The 14,373-nt window shown below is 71.0% G+C and carries 15 protein-coding genes; 12 read left to right on the top strand and 3 right to left on the bottom strand.

The window, feature by feature from the left end; genetic code table 11:
- Nucleotides 1-307: hypothetical protein (locus IF17_RS1000000138130; RefSeq protein WP_157851184.1), on the top strand; the 307-nt coding region annotated here is incomplete at its 5' end.
- Here IF17_RS1000000138130 and IF17_RS0130195 read toward each other — a convergent pair.
- Nucleotides 229-876: a LysE family translocator gene (locus IF17_RS0130195; RefSeq protein WP_018514363.1), complete on the bottom strand. Its 648-nt coding sequence runs from the start codon at nt 874-876 to the stop codon at nt 229-231. The two genes, IF17_RS1000000138130 and IF17_RS0130195, sit on opposite strands and share 79 nt — an antisense overlap.
- 254 nt (nt 877-1,130) lie before the next feature.
- Here IF17_RS0130195 and IF17_RS0130190 point away from each other — a divergent pair, with 254 nt between their 5' ends.
- Together IF17_RS0130190 and IF17_RS0130185 are read left to right on the top strand one after the other, a co-directional pair.
- Nucleotides 1,131-2,474: an aminotransferase-like domain-containing protein gene (locus tag IF17_RS0130190; RefSeq protein ID WP_030572688.1), complete on the top strand. Its 1,344-nt coding sequence runs from the start codon at nt 1,131-1,133 to the stop codon at nt 2,472-2,474.
- 450 nt (nt 2,475-2,924) lie between these two features.
- Complete coding sequence (locus tag IF17_RS0130185) at nt 2,925-3,968, top strand: helix-turn-helix transcriptional regulator (RefSeq protein ID WP_030572685.1); 1,044 nt, start codon at nt 2,925-2,927, stop codon at nt 3,966-3,968.
- Between the two features lie 2 nt (nt 3,969-3,970).
- On the opposite strand, the gene IF17_RS0130180 is transcribed toward IF17_RS0130185, so the two are convergent.
- Both IF17_RS0130180 and IF17_RS0130175 read right to left on the bottom strand, forming a co-directional pair.
- Entirely contained in the window at nt 3,971-4,195 is a 225-nt protein-coding gene (locus IF17_RS0130180; RefSeq protein ID WP_030572683.1) for a hypothetical protein, read from the bottom strand.
- Nucleotides 4,192-4,494: a hypothetical protein gene (locus IF17_RS0130175; RefSeq protein WP_030572680.1), complete on the bottom strand. Its 303-nt coding sequence runs from the start codon at nt 4,492-4,494 to the stop codon at nt 4,192-4,194. Before IF17_RS0130175 ends, IF17_RS0130180 begins: the two co-directional genes overlap by 4 nt.
- A 175-nt stretch (nt 4,495-4,669) precedes the next feature.
- On the opposite strand from IF17_RS0130175, the gene IF17_RS0130170 reads away from it, so the two are divergent.
- The 9 genes from IF17_RS0130170 (at nt 4,670) to IF17_RS0130130 (ending at nt 14,363) form a co-directional block, all read left to right on the top strand.
- On the top strand, nt 4,670-5,506 hold the full coding sequence (locus tag IF17_RS0130170) for a helix-turn-helix domain-containing protein (protein ID WP_030572678.1): 837 nt from the start codon (nt 4,670-4,672) through the stop codon (nt 5,504-5,506).
- Complete coding sequence (locus IF17_RS0130165) at nt 5,493-5,702, top strand: DUF397 domain-containing protein (RefSeq protein WP_030572676.1); 210 nt, start codon at nt 5,493-5,495, stop codon at nt 5,700-5,702. The genes IF17_RS0130170 and IF17_RS0130165 overlap by 14 nt, the downstream gene beginning before the upstream one ends.
- 247 nt (nt 5,703-5,949) lie before the next feature.
- The gene (locus IF17_RS0130160) at nt 5,950-8,265 is read left to right on the top strand and encodes a M9 family metallopeptidase (RefSeq protein WP_436317899.1); all 2,316 of its coding nucleotides are present in this window, start codon (nt 5,950-5,952) and stop codon (nt 8,263-8,265) included.
- 105 nt (nt 8,266-8,370) lie between these two features.
- Nucleotides 8,371-9,534 carry an NAD(P)/FAD-dependent oxidoreductase gene (locus tag IF17_RS0130155; RefSeq protein ID WP_078616088.1) on the top strand — a complete coding sequence of 388 codons (1,164 nt, stop codon included), beginning with the start codon at nt 8,371-8,373 and terminating at the stop codon, nt 9,532-9,534.
- A 97-nt stretch (nt 9,535-9,631) separates the two neighbouring features.
- On the top strand, nt 9,632-9,943 hold the full coding sequence (locus IF17_RS0130150; RefSeq protein ID WP_030572670.1) for a (2Fe-2S)-binding protein: 312 nt from the start codon (nt 9,632-9,634) through the stop codon (nt 9,941-9,943).
- Entirely contained in the window at nt 9,924-11,540 is a 1,617-nt protein-coding gene (locus IF17_RS0130145) for an FAD/NAD(P)-dependent oxidoreductase (RefSeq protein WP_425315176.1), read from the top strand. Before IF17_RS0130150 ends, IF17_RS0130145 begins: the two co-directional genes overlap by 20 nt.
- Before the next feature lie 44 nt (nt 11,541-11,584).
- Nucleotides 11,585-12,487 carry a dihydrodipicolinate synthase family protein gene (locus IF17_RS0130140; protein WP_030572664.1) on the top strand — a complete coding sequence of 301 codons (903 nt, stop codon included), beginning with the start codon at nt 11,585-11,587 and terminating at the stop codon, nt 12,485-12,487.
- A gap of 58 nt (nt 12,488-12,545) precedes the next feature.
- Complete coding sequence (locus IF17_RS0130135; RefSeq protein ID WP_030572661.1) at nt 12,546-13,547, top strand: proline racemase family protein; 1,002 nt, start codon at nt 12,546-12,548, stop codon at nt 13,545-13,547.
- Nucleotides 13,548-13,658: 111 nt separating this feature from the next.
- Complete coding sequence (locus IF17_RS0130130; protein ID WP_030572658.1) at nt 13,659-14,363, top strand: GntR family transcriptional regulator; 705 nt, start codon at nt 13,659-13,661, stop codon at nt 14,361-14,363.
- The last annotated feature ends 10 nt before the right edge of the window (nt 14,364-14,373 follow it).

The following is a 14,373-nucleotide window of genomic DNA, read 5'->3' as shown; positions in this document are numbered from 1 at the left end:
GGTCGCGAACCGGGACAAGCGGTCGATGATCTTCCCGGCCCGTGAGCTCGTCCGGCTCGACGGGTACGAGATCCGTACCGCCGCCGTCGCCCGCTCCGTGCCGTGCCTGACCACCGTCCAGGCACTCGCCGCGGCCGTCCAGGGCATCGATGCCCTCAACGGCGGCGACGTCGGCGTCCGCTCACTCCAAGAACACGCCGAGCAGCTCACCGCGATGACCGAGCGGGATCAGCTCGAACTCGCGGGCATCGAGGTGTCCAGCGCGACCGAGACGGCCAGCAGGGCGAGGGCCGTTCCCATCATGTAGCGCTGCACCTTGAGCCAGGAGGGGCGGCGGGCGAGGAACACGGCGATGGATCCGGCGGCCAGGACGATGCTCAGGTTGATCGTGAGGGCCACCACGATCTGGACGGAGCCGAGCACGAACCCCTGGAACAGCACGTGTCCCGAATCCAGGTTGATGAACTGCGGGATGAGGGAGAGGTACATGATGGCGATCTTCGGGTTGAGCAGGTTCGTCATCAGTCCCATCGTGAACAGCTTGCGCGGTGAGTCGTGCGGCATCTCCTGGGGAGCGAAGACGGAGACGCCCCCGGGCTTCAGGGCGGTCCAGGCGAGATAGGCGAGGTATGCCGCCCCGGCCAGCTTCACCGCGATGTACAGCTCGGGCACCGCTATGAACACCACCGACAGGCCGAGGTTCGTCGCCAGCAGGTAGACCAGGAACCCCACCGCGACACCGCCGAGGGAGACGATGCCGGCACGCCGGCCCTGGGTGATGCTCCGGGAGACGAGATAGATCATGTTCGGGCCGGGAGTGAGCACCATCCCCAGGGCGACCATCGCGACCCCCAGTACTCCGGTCAGCTCAACCATGTGCTGCGCGCCGCCTTCCGTTCGAGGTCTGTTCTTCGGTCGGTCAGTCGGTTGGTTCCGTTGCTGCTCCGTGCATTTCCGGGCTCCTGACGGAGCCCCGACTCGGAGCAATTCGAGTGTAAGGTCAATTCTTTCCTCGGTTCAATACGGAATATTGAACTCGGTGCAATACTGTGCTTCGATGTCACTCAGTGCGTCGATGAGCGATGAGCGGCCAGATGAGTGATGACTGGAGAGTGCGGAAGGTGAGGCCCGTGAAGGACTACCGGAGCGTCGCCGATGCGGTGGCCGCGGAGATCAGGGCGGGCCGGCTCAGGGCGGGTGAACGGCTGCCCACCCAAAGGGAATTCGCCCGCCAGTACGGCATCGCCAATTCCACGGCCACTCGCGTCTATCAGGAGCTCGCGCGCCAGGGTTTCACCGAGGGCCATGTGGGCCGGGGGACTTTTGTGCGCGACGCTTCAGGTGTGGCGGCGTCTGCCCCCGCGCTGTCCGAACCCGCTGACAGTCGGGTCGACTTGGAGCTGAACTACCCCGTGGTGCCCGAGCAGGCCGAGCTCCTCGCCGCCGGTCTGGGGAAGCTGCTGAGCCCCGGCCGACTGGAGCCGGTGCTGCGCCCGGTCGGTGCGGCCGGTACCCGCGCCGCCCGCGATGGAGCGGCGGATCTGCTCGCCCGGGGCGGCTGGCGTCCCGATCCGGCCCGGATCCTGTTCGCCGGGAGCGGTCGGCAGGCGATCTCGGCGGTCGTCGCGGCGGTGACCCGGCCGGGTGCGCGGCTGGGTGTCGAGGAGCTGACGTACCCGGTGCTCAAGGCGATCGCCACCCGGCTCGGCGTCACCCTCGTGCCGCTCGCCATGGACGAGGCCGGGCTGATCCCGGAGGCGGTGGAGGAGGCGCACCGGGCCGGGCCGCTGCACGCCGTCTACGTACAGCCCGTCCTGCACAATCCGCTGTCGCTGACCATGCCCGCCGACCGACTGGACCGCTTGGCCGATGTGCTGCTGACGTGCGGCATTCATGCGATCGAGGACGCCGTCTGGGCCTTCCTCCGGGACGATCTGCCGCCCCTCGCGTCGCGTGCCCCCGAGCGGACGGTCCTCGTCGACAGCCTGTCCAAGCGGCTTTCCCCGGGGCTCTCCCTGGGCTTCGCGGTGGCCCCGGCCGCCGTGTCGGGCGGGGTCGCGGCCGCACTGCGTTCGGGGGGCTGGACGCCCATGGGTTTCCCGCTGGAGGCGATGGCCCAGTGGCAGGCGGAGGGCGTCGTGGAATCGCTCGTACGGGCCAAGCAGCGGCAGGCCGTGGAGCGGCAGGAGATCGCGCAGCGCCACCTCGGGGACTTCGTGACCCGCAGCGCGCCGGGGTCGTACTACCGCTGGTGGGAACTGCCGCGTCCGTGGCGTGCCGACACCTTTGTGGCCGCCGCCGCGCGGCACGGCATCGCGGTCACTCCGGCCGCCGCGTTCTCCGTCGGCCGCCACCGCGGCTCGCACGCGATCCGGCTCGGCCTCGCCTCGCCCGCCGAGGAGACCCTCTCCCGGGCCCTCGCGACCCTGGCCGACCTGGCCAGGTCGGCCCCGGACGATCTCGCCCAGGACTGAGGGGTCGGACAGGGAGCGGGGCCGGGCGGAGGGGCTGGCCAGAGGTAGATTGTCTCAGGATGTGAGACGATTCCCTGTCAATTTTGAGGAGAAATCGGCCGAATAGGGAATGACGCTGTTCGCGCTTTTCGTGCATCAGCCCCAGGCCGAGTCTTTTCGTGCCCGCTTCCCGTGGCGCGTGCGCTCTGAAAAGCAAGTATGTGCAGCGCTGACGGTCCGATACATACCATCACCTTATCGATGTGATTGATTCCATGTTTCACGGAGGGTGTTTCCCGTTTGTGAAATTTCCCGGGCGGGTTCCTGTGGATAACCAGGGCGGGCGGTATCTCGATCGTTTTTGTTCGGGCGCGCTTTTTGCGTCATGGCCATCCTTATGCATATTCAGGCGACGGTGCGAGCCTGCCTCCCGTCCCGACCACGAATTGCGGCAACACGAAGGATGCGCAGATGGCGTCAGAACATGACAAAACGTCACTTAGTGAGGTACGCCTGAGCGAGGAGGTGCTGCGGCGCTATCGCGAGGCGCTGGAGGCTGGGACGATATCCGGTGATGTGCCCGCCTCTCTCGTGCGCTCCGGTCTGCTCAGGCCGCTGCCCGGCCGGCGGGACGTGTACGTGCCCGTTCCCCCGGGGATCGCCGAATCGCTGCTCGCGCGCCATGTCGAGCGCGACATAGAGGAGCGCCGGAAATCCCTGGAAGTTCTACATTCATCTTTTCTCGCGGCTGAGGCCGTCTACCGAAAGGCCCAGCGCCGGGCCGAGCTGCCCATCGAGTCCCTGAACGGCGAAGAGGTGATCGGCGAGGCGCTGCGTAAGGCCGTCGGGTCCTGCAAGGAGGAGTTGCTGACCGCACAGCCCGGCGGTGGCCGGCCGCCCGCGCTGCTCGCCGAGGCCTTACCCCGCGATCTCGCGCTGCTGCGGAAGGGCGTACGGCAGCGCACCCTCTACCAGCACAGCGTCCGGTCGCATGCGCCCACCCTCGCCTACATCGAACAGGTCCTCGCCGAGGGCGCCCGGGTCCGTACCGTGGATGAGGTCTTCGAGCGCGTCATCATCTGCGACCGCTCCGTCGCCTTCATCCCGGGGACCGCGGAGCGCAAGAGCACCGCGCTGGCGCTTCGCCACCCCGGGGTGGTCGAGTTCCTGGCCAAGATGTTCGACCACGCGTGGGAGCGGGCAGAGCCCGTCGCCATCAGCGTCGAACGGCACCGCCCCGACCTGCTCACCAGCTCCGTCCGCAGGACCGTGCTCCGCCTGGTCGTGACCGGCCACACCGACGAATCCATCGCGTCCCGGCTGGGCATGAGCGCCCGCACCGTCTCCACCCACATCCGCAAGGTCTCCGAAGCGCTGGGCAGCCGCAGCAGGGCGGAGCTGGGCTACCTCCTCTCGCAGCGGCGGCTGCTCGAACAGGGCAGCGCCCTCCCTGGGGAAGCCCCCGGCTCCCCGGCCCGTCAACGCCGTCAGGCCACGCGGGAGTCCTGCGGCTGACGTCAGCGCGGCTGCCGGCTGCGGGCGTTCACCTCGGCGAGCTGGGCGCTCAGCTGTTCGGCACGGCTGAGGGGCCGTACGTTCGCGGGATCCGCCTCCCAGGGGCGCCCGTCGCCGAGCGGGCCGAGCCGGAGGAGGGCGCCCCGGTGGCCGAGCACCACCCCCGCCCGGTCGCACCCGGCGTCATGGACGGCCGCCCCGACACCGGGGCCACCGCCCTCCGTCACCTGGCCAGCCCGTTCGTGATGGCGGTCGCCAATGCGTGGGCCACGGGGGCGGAGCAGACCCCGAGGTGGACGAGGGCGTACCGGACCTCGCCCGCCTGCTCCGAGGCGCCCTCACCGTCCTCGCGAACGGTGTCGGCCCACGGCGTACGGACATCCATGGCGGGAAGCTGGATACCTGCCCGGGTGAGGGCCGTGGCCAGCGCGTCCCGCGCATCCATCGCCTCCTTCACCTTGGCGGCCCCGGAGTCGAACGCGGTGCTCCGCGGTGTACGGCGGGGGAGAGGCGGCTTGGACGACATGACGTCCTCCTTCGGCTGATGTTGCACGGAACCGGCGCCCCGGTCGCCCGGCCTGAACTACCGTGCGTGAAGGGCTCATTACGAGAATGGCCTGGCCAGGAGCGCCGTCCCGCCGAAGCCGGGTGCAGCTTCCCGGCCGGGAGAACCACGTTCCACACGTTCCACGGAGGACGCGATGCCGACGAGGCGAGCGGTCACGGGCCGCAGCAGGGAACCACGCGCACGCTTCGCGGAGGAGCTACGGCTCCTGCGCACGGCACACGGCCACAGCCTGCGGCAGCTGGGCGACCGACTGGGCTGGGACTGGTCGCTGTTCGGCAAGATGGAGAAGGGCGAGACGGTCGGCGGCCCGGAGGTGGTCCAGGCGCTGGACGTCCACTACGGGACGCCGGGGCTGCTGCTGGCCCTCTGGGAGCTGGCCGTCAGCGACAAGACGCAGTTCAAGGAGCGGTACCGGCGGTACATGGCGCTGGAGGCCGACGCGGTGAGCCTGTGGCACTTCGCGGTGAGCGTGCTGCCGGGGTTGTTGCAGACGTCGGCGTATGCGCGGGAGGTGTTGTCGGCCGGTGGGCTCAAGGGGGAGGCGCTGGACCAGCAGGTTGACGCGCGGATGGGGCGGCGAGAGCTGCTTGCCGGTGAGGATGCGCCACAGTTCCGGACCATCCTGTCGGAGGCGGTGTTGCGGACTTCGCTGCGCGATCCGCAGGGGTGGAGCCAGCAGTTGGAGTATCTGTTGGAGGTCGGCGAACGGGATGACGTGACCTTGCAGGTGGCACCGTTCAGTGCGGGCTTGCACGGCCTTACCAACGCCGACGTCATGTTCCTCCGCCTGCCCGATGGGCGTACCGTGGCGTATGCCGAGAACGGGTACAGGGGCGAACTCATCGAGGACTCTGTAACGGTTGAGCGGCTGCAACGTGCGTACGATTCGGTACGCGACCTGGCTCTTTCGCCAGCCGAGTCGCGGAGGTTCATTCTGCGCATCCTGGAGGAAGTACGTGCGAGCCCTTGATCTGAACGCAGCCACTTGGCGCCGGAGCAGCTACAGCAACCAGGACGGCGGCCAGTGCCTTGAGGTCGCGGACGACTTCGCCCCGGTCGTCCCGGTCCGGGACAGCAAGAACCCGCACGGCCCGGTTCTCACGTTCGCGGCCGCCGGCTGGTCGTCGTTCGTCGCCGCTGTGAACGGCGGCGACCTGAGCGCCTGATCCGATGCCGGTACGACGATGGCCCCCGCTGACACCTTCAGCGGGGGCCATCGTCGTACCCGACCCGCGCCGAGCCGAAAGTCACGTCGGCCACCTTCTCAAATGTAGTGCTGTGTGAAATTGTACTGTCGCACAGCACCCCGCGTGTCCATGTCAAGCAAATGGATGGGCAGGGTCTCGCTCCGCCATCCCCACCCACCCTCATCCCCCACACCCGTCCCGGGTGAGCCTTAAGAGGAGGCAGCTGGTGAGACCAGCATCGATGCGCCGACGCGCCGCGACCTTAGCCGCGTTGGCGCTCTGCATGTGCCTGGGTACGACCTCGTTCGCCGCCCCGTCGTTCGCGTCCGCCCCGCAGGCCCAGCAGGCCCAGCAGTCCTCGCCGCCCCCGGTGGCCGCCACTGCCCCGGCGGCCGCCGCCGACGCCCCCGAGCCCGACCACGTACGCGCCTCCGCGCTGCCCGTCGACGAGCGAGGGCCGGCCCCGGCGTCCGACGCCGCACGGAAGCGGGACTACGACGAGCCCGCCGAGGGCCCCGGCTCCGCCGCCCCGGCCGCCGCATGTGACCCGGCGGACTTCACCTCGCGTACCGGCAGCGCCCTCGTCCAGCAGATCAAGGCGTCCGACACGGCGTGCGTCAACACGCTCTTCGGCCTCACCGGCGAGAACGCGCGCCTCGCCTTCCGGGAGGCGCAGATGGTGACGGTGGCGTCCGCGCTGCGCGATGCCTCGGCCGCCTACCCGGGCAACGGCTCCACCGGCGTACCGCAGTTGGTGCTCTACCTGCGGGCCGGATACTACGTGCAGTGGTACAACGAGCCGGCCGTCGGCCCGTACGGACCGGTGCTCACCACCGCGATACGGTCCGGGCTCGACGCCTTCTTCGCCTCCCCACGCTCCCGTGACGTCACCGACGCCAACGGCGAGGCGCTCTCCGAGGCGGTCATCCTCATCGACAGCTCCCAGGAGAACGCCCGCTACCTCCCCGTCGTCAACCGCCTGCTCACCGGCTACGACACCTCGTACAACGCACTGTGGAACATGCGGGCCGCTGTCAACAACACCTTCACCGTGCTCTTCCGGGGGCACCAACTCCCCGCGTTCGTCGCGGCCGTCACCGCGGACCGGTCCACCGCCGACACGGTCCACTCCTTCGCCTCCCGCAACCTCGCCCTGCTCGGCACCGACCACGCGTTCCTCGTCACCAATGCCGGCCGCGAACTCGCCCGGTTCCTGTCGTACGAGGCGCTGCGCGCCGGGGTGCGCCCGCAGGTGAAGAGCCTCCTCGACCGGACGTCCATCACCGGGGTGACCGCACCCCTGTGGGTGGGCCTGGCCGAGTCGGCCAACTACTACGACACGGGCAACTGCGCCTACTTCGCCACCTGCGACCTCCCCGCCCGCCTCGACAGGGCCGCTCTGCCGGTCCGGCACGACTGCAGCGGCAGCCTGCGCATCCGCGCCCAGGAGATGTCCGTCGCCCAACTCGCCTCCACCTGCGCGAGCCTGGCAGGTCAGGACGCCTTCTTCCACGGCATCGCCCGTGACGACGGGCCGGTGGCCGGTGACCTCAACACCCGCCTCGAAGTCGTCGTCTACAACTCCAGTGACGACTACGGGACCTACGCGGGTGCCATGTTCGGCATCGACACGAACAACGGCGGCATGTACCTGGAGGGCGACCCGTCCGCCGCCGGCAACCAGCCGCGCTTCATCGCCTACGAGGCCGAGTGGCTGAGGCCGGACTTCCAGATCTGGAACCTCAACCACGAGTACACCCACTACCTCGACGGCCGCTTCACCATGGCCGGTGACTTCGCCGACGGCATGACCACCCCGACCGTCTGGTGGGTCGAAGGATTCGCGGAGTACGTCTCCTACTCCTACCGCCAACTCACCTACGATGCGGCCATCGCCGAGGCAGGGAAGCGCACTTACCCCCTCAGCACCCTGTTCGACACCACCTACGACAACAGCGACAGCACCCGGATCTACCGCTGGGGCTACCTCGCGGTCCGCTACATGGTCCAGTCCCACCGCGCGGACCTGGACACCGTCCTCCGCCACTACCGCGCCGGGAACTGGAACGCCGCCCGCACCCACCTCAAGACCACCATCGGCACCCGCTACGACGCCGGCTGGAACGCCTGGCTCACCGCCTGTGCCGCAGGCGACTGCGGTGAAGCCACGAACCCGCCCGATCCGACCGACCCGACCGATCCGCCGGACCTGCCCGAGTGCACCCTCCCCGAGCGGACCCGGCTCGACCGCAACTGCGCACGCTCCGGCGTCTCGGCCCGCGCCGGTGATTACGCCTACCTCACCCTCTATGTGCCCGCCGGGACAACGAAGTTGCGCCTCAGCACCCATGGCGGGACGGGTAACGCCGACCTGTACCACCGAGCCGGTTCCTGGCCGTCGAAGACCGACTTCACCCACCGGTCCGCCAAACCCGGCAACGCCGAGACCGTGACCGTGAACAACCCCACCCCGGGGTGGAACTACGTCTCCATCGCCGCTGAACAGGCGGTGTCGGGGCTCGTGGTCTCCGCGGAGTTCTGACCCGGCACCACCCCGTGCCGATGACCCGCTCCCGCCCCCCTGGGAGCGGGTCTTGGCAGCCGCTACGTCATGTGACATGTTACTGCCGTGCTCAAGGGAGAGTCCGTGGATCTCGTCGTGATCGGCGCCGGAGTCGTGGGTGCCGCGTGCGCCTACTACGCCGCTGAGGCCGGTCTGTCCGTGGCTGTGGTCGACCGGGGGCCGGTCGCGGGTGGCACGAGCGGTTCGGGTGAGGGCAACCTCCTCGTCTCGGACAAGGAGCCAGGTCCCGAACTGGAGTTGGCGCGGGCCTCGCTCCGGCTCTGGATTCAGCTCGCACAAGTTCTGTCCTCCGACATCGAGTTCGAGGCCAAGGGCGGTCTCGTCGTCGCCGAGGACGCTGAACAGCTCGCAGCGTTACGGGAGTTCGCGACGGCGCAGGCCCGGTCCGGGGTCGCCGTGGAGGAGGTGGGCCCCGGTGGTCTCCACGACCGGGAGCCCCACCTCGCGCCCGGCCTCGCCGGAGGGTTCCACTACCCGGAGGACGCCCAGGTGCAGCCCGCCCGGGCCGCCGCCCGCCTCCTGGAGGCGGCCGGTCGGGCAGGGGCACGGCTCTTCCTGGGGGAGGAGGTCACGGCCGTCACGACCACCCCGGAGGGCCGGGTGAGCGGGGTGCGGACCGCGCGCCGCCGGCTGCTGACCGGAGCGGTCGTGAACGCGGCGGGCACCTGGGCGGACCGGGTCGCAGAGCTGGCGGGCTCCTATCTCCCCGTCCAGCCGCGACGGGGCTTCGTCCTCGTCACCGAACCCCTGCCCCCGCTGATCCGCCACAAGGTGTACGCGGCCGGGTACGTCGCCGATGTGGCGAGCGGGGAAGCGGAGTTGCAGACCTCGCCCGTCGTGGAGGGCACGCTCGCCGGGCCCGTCCTCATCGGCGCGAGCCGGGAACGGGTGGGGTTCGACCGCCGGATCTCCGCCGAGGCCGTACGCAGGCTGGCCGCAGGGGCGACCGGGCTCTTCCCTGTGCTCGCGCAGGTGCGCATCCTCCGGGTCTACTGCGGCTTCCGCCCGTACCTGCCCGACCATCTGCCGGCCATCGGCCCCGACCCGTACGTCCCCGGCCTTTACCACGCCTGCGGTCACGAGGGCGCCGGCATCGGTCTCGCCCCGGCGACGGGGCTGGCCATCGCCCGGCAACTGACCGGCGCGGCAACGGATGTCGACGTCGGCCCGTTCGACCCGGGGCGGTTGACGGAGGCCGCCGGAGCGCGTCCGGGGCGCGGCAGTTGACGTAGCCCCGTCCCCGCACGGGGCTCCCTGCACGGGGCTCCCTGCACCAGTTCGTGTCCGAGCGCCAGTTCGCGTACGAGAGAGGGGAAGGCAGTCCATGCGCCACCGAGCCGAACCGCCGTCCGCCGAGGCCGGGCTGCCCGTCCGTTTCGCCTTCGACGGCCGCGCCCTCGCCGCCCGTCAGGGGCAGAGCATCGCGGGCGCCCTCTGGGACCACGGCGTCGTCGCCTGGCGCACCACGCGCGGCGGCGGACGGCCGCGAGGAGCGTTCTGCGGTATGGGCGTCTGCTTCGACTGCCTGGTCACCGTCAACGGCACACCCGGCCAACGCGCCTGCCTGGTGAGGGTGGCGGAGGGCGATGTGGTCACCTCGCAGGAAGGGTACGGGCGTGACGAGCTCGCCATCTGACGGCACCTCGCCATCTGACGGCACGGGGAGGAGCGGAGTTCCGGCCTCCGGAGGCCCCGCCGCGCGAGGCTCCCTCCCGACACCCGGCCCCTACGACCTGGCGGTCATCGGCGCCGGGCCCGCCGGCCTGGCCGCCGCCGTCACCGCGGCCGACAGCGGCCTGCGTGTCGTGCTGATCGACGCATCGGAACGCCCGGGCGGCCAGTTCTTCCGCCATGCCGCCCCCGGCCTCGCCCCCAGGAACAAGCCCGTCCACCACAAGCGGGCCACCTTCGCCGCGCTGTCCGCCCGCCTGGCGGCACACGTGCGCGGAGGCAGGATCACCCACCTCCTGCGACACCACGTCTGGACGGCCGAGGAGAGCGGCCCGGCGGCGGGCTCCGAGGGCTGGACGCTCCGCCACGTCCTGGTCGACGGCGCCCCGGCCGCCCCCACACCCGCAGACGGCATCCGGGTCACGACGGCCCGCTTCCTCCTCCTCGCGACCGGCGCCTACGAGCGCCAACTCCCCTTCCCCGGCTGGACCCTGCCCGGTGTGGTCGCCGCCGGCGGGGCCCAGGCGATCCTCAAGGACTCCGGCGCCCTCCCCGGTCGCCGTATCGTCGTGGCCGGCAGCGGACCGCTCCTGCCCGCCGTCGCCGCCTCCCTCGCGGAGGCCGGCGCCGACATCCCCGTCCTGGCCGAGGCCGCCTCGTACACCGGCTACGCCTCCCGTCCCGGCGTGCTCGCCCGCAATCCGGCGAAGGCGGTCGAGGGGGTCCGGCTCGCGGCGGATCTCCTGCGGTACCGGATCAGGCTGCGCACCCGCAGTGCGGTCGTCCGGGCGCACGGTACGGACCGGGTCGAGGCGGTCACCCTCGCCACCCTCGACCGGGACTGGCGGCCGGTGGCCGGGACGGAGGTACGTATCGCCTGCGATGCGCTCGCCGTCGGTCACGGCCTCGTCCCGCAGCTCGAACTCGCCGTCGCCCTCGGCTGCGCCCTGCGCACCGCACCGGACGGGACGCCCGCCATCGAGGTCGACGGCCAACAGCGCACCGACGTCGACGGGTTGTGGGCGGCCGGTGAACCGACCGGCGTCGGCGGCGTCGAACTCGCCCTGCTGGAGGGCCGGTCGGCAGCCCGGAGCATGGCGGCCGCCTTCCACGGAAGCGGAAGCGGACGCGGACGCGACGCCCGAGCCCGCGCGGCCACCGCCCGCCGACGCCGCTTCGCCGACCTCATGGCGACGGTCCACCGCCCGGGCGCCCACTGGCCGCAATGGATCACCGAGGACACCGAAGTGTGCCGCTGCGAGGAGGTCACCGCCCACGACCTGCGCCGGGCGCACGAGTTGGGCGCCCGGGACGCGCGGAGCGCCAAACTCCTCACCCGGGCCGGCATGGGCTGGTGCCAGGGCCGGATGTGCGAGACGGCCGTCACCTGCCTCGTGGCCGATGCGGCCGACGGGGCAGACGCGGCCGACGGCGACGGTTCCGCCCCACTCGTCCCGGCCCGCCGACCGCTCTCCTGCCCGGTCTCCCTCCAGGACCTCGCGGACTCCACCCCGTCCGCCGACGCGGGTCCCACGGCCACCCCGGGAGCCTCAGCCCTCTGACGTCCACCACCACGAACACCGCCACTGATCCGAGGAGTTCACCTATGCCCCGCACCCGCATCCATCCCTGGCACGGCGTCATGGTCGCCACCACCCTCCCCTTCCGCGAAGACCTCTCCGTCGACCACGACGCCTTCGCCGACCACGTCCGCTCGCTCATCGACGCCGGCTGCGACGGCGTCGTACCCAACGGGTCCCTCGGCGAGTACCAGACCCTCACCGACGACGAGCGCCGCCGGGTGGTCGAGACCGCCGTCGAAGCGGCGGGGGACGGGGCCCGGGTGATGCCGGGTGTCTCCGCCTACGGCAGCGCGGAGGCCCGGCGCTGGGCCGAGCAGGCGGCGGACGCGGGAGCCGGCTCCGTACTCCTGCTGCCGCCCAACGTCTACCGGGCCGACGAGGCCGCCGTACGCGCCCACTACGCCGAGGCCGCCCGTGCCGGGCTGCCCGTGGTGGCGTACAACAACCCGTACGACACCCGGGTCGACCTCACCCCGGCCCTGCTGGCGCAGCTCCACGAGGCGGGGGACATCGTCGCCGTGAAGGAGTTCACCGGCGATGTGCGCCGGGCCTGGGAGATCGCCGAGCGCGCCCCCGGGCTCGACCTGCTGATCGGCGCCGACGACGTCCTGCTGGAGCTCGCCGTGGCGGGGGCCGTCGGCTGGATCGCCGGATTCCCCAACGCGCTCCCCGGCTCCTGCACCGCCCTCTACCGCGCGGCGGTCGCCGGTGACCTGGACACCGCCGTACCCCTGTACCGGAAGCTGCACCCGCTGCTGCGCTGGGACTCCAGGACGGAGTTCGTCCAGGCGATCAAGGCATCCCAGGACGTGGTGGCCGAGGGCAGCGGCGGACCCTGCCGGCCTCCCCGTACCCCGCTCGCCCCTCAAGACCAGGCAATTGTGAGGGCGTTGACCGAGAAGCTGCTCGCCGAAGGCCTCGACTGAGACAGAAGCGCTCGCCCCATTCGGAGAAGCCCCCGCCCCACCACGAAGGAGCAGCACCGTGCGCAGCCGCCGCACCATCCACACCGTGGAATCCCACACCGAGGGCATGCCGACCCGTGTCGTCACCGGCGGCATCGGAACCGTACCGGGGGCCACCATGGGCGAGAGGCGCACCTACTTCCAGGAGCACCTCGACCACCTGCGCACCTGGCTGATGTACGAGCCGCGCGGCCACGCCGCGATGAGCGGGGCGATCCTCCAGCCGCCCACCCGGCCCGACGCCGACTGGGGGGTGCTGTTCATCGAGGTGTCGGGGCTGCTGCCGATGTGCGGCCACGGCACCATCGGCGTCGCCACCGTCCTCGTGGAGACCGGCATGGTGACCGTCACCGAACCCGTCACCACGGTCCGGCTGGACACCCCCGCCGGACTGGTCGTCGCCGACGTGCGCGTGGAGGACGGCGCGGCCACCGCCGTGACCCTGCGCAACGTCCCCTCCTTCACCGCCGCCCTCGACCGCCGCATCGAGATCCCCGGGTACGGCACGGTCACCTACGATCTCGCCTACGGCGGCAACTTCTACGCGATCCTCCCTCTCGCCCGCCTGGGCCTGCCCTTCGACCGCGCCCGCAAGGACGACATCCTGCGGGCCGGGCTGGACATGATGGCGGCCATCAACGCCACGGAACCGCCCGTCCACCCCGAGGACACGTCGATCATCGGCTGCCACCACGTCCAACTCCTGGCCCCCGGTTCGACCGCCGCGCACTCCCGCCACGCCATGGTCATCCACCCGGGCTGGTTCGACCGTTCCCCCTGCGGCACCGGCACCTCCGCGCGCATGGCCCAGCTCCACACCCGGGGTGAACTGCCCCTGCACCGCGACTTCGTGAACGAGTCCTTCCTCGGTACGTCGTTCACCGGCCGGCTCGTGGAGGAGTGCCGGGTGGCGGGGGAGCCGGCGGTCGTTCCGACGATCACCGGGCGCGCCTGGATCACCGGGACCGCGCAGTTCCACCACGACCCGAGCGACCCGTTCCCGGACGGCTTCCTGCTGTGAAGGAGGTCGGTCCTGACCCCCTCCGGAGGTGAACTCCTTTCGGGTAACGTGACATTGCACCGAAGAAGCCCGAAGCCCCAAGTCCCGAAGCCCCAAGTCCCGGAGGACTCCGTGGTCACCCTGCAATCGCGCAAACTCGTGTCCCCCACGGAGAACCTGCGCGACCAGGTGGCCCACGCCCTGCGCGCCGCGCTCATCGCGGGGGAGATCAAGCCCGGCGGCGTCTACTCGGCCCCCGCCCTCGCCGCCGAGTTCGGCGTCTCGCCCACACCCGTGCGCGAGGCGATGCTGGACCTCGCCCACGAAGGGCTCGTCGAGGTCGTACGGAACAAGGGCTTCCGAGTGACGGAGATGACCGAGCAGGATCTCGACGAGTACACGGAGATCCGTACGCTCATCGAGGTGCCCACCGTCGGCAAGGTGGTCCGGACCGCCACCCGGGACCAGCTCGAAGCCCTGCGGCCCGGAGCCGAGGCCATCGTTGCGGCGGCCCGGGGGCACGATCTCATCGGCTACCTGGACGCCGACCGCCGCTTCCACCTCGACCTGCTCGCCCTCGGCGGCAACCGCCACCTCGTCTCGGTCGTCGGCGACCTCCGCAAGCGGTCCCGGCTGTACGGTCTCACCGAGCTCGACGAGGCCGGGGTGCTCGTCGACTCCGCCGAGGAGCATGTGACGTTGCTCGACCTGATGATCGCCCAGGACGCCGAGGCGGCGGAGGCCCTGATGCGCCACCACCTGGAGCACGTACGGACCCTCTGGGCCAGCCGCCCGCAGCCGGAGAAGCGCAGCGCGCTCACCCTCCACCGCGCCTGATCTCCCGGCG

The sequence above is a fragment of the Streptomyces cyaneofuscatus genome, assembly GCF_000718135.1.
GTDB classification, from domain to species: domain Bacteria; phylum Actinomycetota; class Actinomycetes; order Streptomycetales; family Streptomycetaceae; genus Streptomyces; species Streptomyces cyaneofuscatus.
Note: the sequence above shows the minus strand (reverse complement) of the source record. Positions and strands in the feature narration are given on the sequence as shown.

Bases quoted from the DNA above. Each gene is read 5' to 3' on its own strand.
- IF17_RS0130170 (WP_030572678.1), top strand. From the start codon at position 4,670: ATGCCGACGAGGCGAGCGGTCACGGGCCGCAGCAGGGAACCACGCGCA.
- IF17_RS0130175 (WP_030572680.1), bottom strand. From the start codon at position 4,494: ATGTCGTCCAAGCCGCCTCTCCCCCGCCGTACACCGCGGAGCACCGCG.
- IF17_RS0130195 (WP_018514363.1), bottom strand. From the start codon at position 876: ATGGTTGAGCTGACCGGAGTACTGGGGGTCGCGATGGTCGCCCTGGGG.
- IF17_RS0130150 (WP_030572670.1), top strand. From the start codon at position 9,632: ATGCGCCACCGAGCCGAACCGCCGTCCGCCGAGGCCGGGCTGCCCGTC.
- IF17_RS0130140 (WP_030572664.1), top strand. From the start codon at position 11,585: ATGCCCCGCACCCGCATCCATCCCTGGCACGGCGTCATGGTCGCCACC.
- IF17_RS0130185 (WP_030572685.1), top strand. From the start codon at position 2,925: ATGGCGTCAGAACATGACAAAACGTCACTTAGTGAGGTACGCCTGAGC.